2 protein-coding genes and 1 pseudogene are annotated in these 1254 nt (G+C 38.9%); all 3 read right to left on the reverse strand.

What is annotated here, in order from left to right; all coding sequences use genetic code 11:
* Positions 1-465: hypothetical protein (locus tag ACFIL2_RS03435; protein ID WP_375680310.1), on the reverse strand; the 465-nt coding region annotated here is incomplete at its 3' end.
* A gap of 180 nt (positions 466-645) precedes the next feature.
* On the reverse strand, positions 646-1050 hold the full coding sequence (locus ACFIL2_RS03440) for a hypothetical protein (RefSeq protein WP_375680311.1): 405 nt from the start codon (positions 1048-1050) through the stop codon (positions 646-648).
* A pseudogene (locus ACFIL2_RS03445) lies at positions 1047-1254 on the reverse strand (hypothetical protein); the annotation flags it as partial. The pseudogene ACFIL2_RS03445 and the gene ACFIL2_RS03440, both read right to left, overlap by 4 nt.

A 1254-nucleotide genomic window follows, 5' to 3' on the forward strand; every position in this document is an offset into this window, starting at 1 on the left:
AGGACGCTTTGGTGATCGCTTTTGTAAAGCTTTTTGCTTTTGCTGACGTTTTCTTTCATCCTCAAAATGCGTTAGTAAAGCCCGTTCCTGTTTCGTTTTGTTGGTCACACCAAAGGTGTCATTGTCCATAAATTGCTGATATCCTGCTATCATTAAATTGCTTAGGAATGAGCCACTTTTGGGAGGTTGTGTAAAATAGATCCCTTTTGAATCTTGCAATTTATACCGGAAACCTGCTTTTTTCATGCACTCATAAACTGAGGCAAATTCACTCGCATACGAATTCATATCACTAGAAGAAGCATAAACCGGTTTCCAGCCACATTTTGATAAGGATTGTTGGATCATCGCTTTATCGACACCTGGTTTTTCCCATAATGCTAAAGTTGATGGAGGAGGTTGGTTAACACATCCAGCTGTATTTAAGAGAGCTATGCAACTCAATAGTTTTAAGATTTTCTTCATTTTTCCCCTCTTTCAATGGATTTATTTACGATAAAACAGCTCATAAGCCTGTTGATATTTCCTGTCACCGCTTCATTAAAACAACGGTGAACAATATTGAAATGGTTAGTTGAGGAAACAATCCCGTCATTTCAAGCAAAGCAAGGATGGCGGATTGTTAATCATCACAAACAGCAAAACTTAAGGTTTGCATTCAGGTGCATTTTTATACTTTTTACAAAAAGGGCTGTTCAAGCGCTTCTTGACACTGCGCTGTGGTATGACAGCACCTGGACGACAAATCGGCAAGTTTTTCTCTTTAAAAGTATAACACCACCCCCCTCCTCTTTGATCTTTATAGCGGAATCCTGCTTGAACCATGCAAGCATCAACTGTTGCTTTAGCATTAATACTCTGCTGTTGGTTTTCTGGAAAAACATCATAAGGGGTTGGCATACCACATTCTAACAATGCTTTTCCTATCTCCGTAAAATCTGCACCAGGTTTCTCCCACATACTCAGAGCCCCTGGAGAAGGCTTATCAATGTTACATCCAGCTACACTAACCAAAACTATTCCGCTTAATAATTTCAAGATTTGTTTCATTTTTTCCTCCCTGAATATTTTGAATAAATTGGCGTACGATTAGGTAAACCATAGAACTTTGTACAAGCATCACTTGGATGTCCATAACAAGCATGAACACTTGGATAACCCTTAAATATTTGTCCTGCTTCTTTCCAAGGACCACTTCCAGGAGGTATTTGCTCAAAAGTGTAAGGATTTTTGCCAATCTTTGTACCCACAAAG

Source organism: Bartonella sp. AP30XZML (genome assembly GCF_042195945.1).
GTDB lineage: Bacteria > Pseudomonadota > Alphaproteobacteria > Rhizobiales > Rhizobiaceae > Bartonella.

Bases quoted from the DNA above. Each gene is read 5' to 3' on its own strand.
- ACFIL2_RS03440 (WP_375680311.1), bottom strand. From the start codon at position 1,050: ATGAAACAAATCTTGAAATTATTAAGCGGAATAGTTTTGGTTAGTGTA.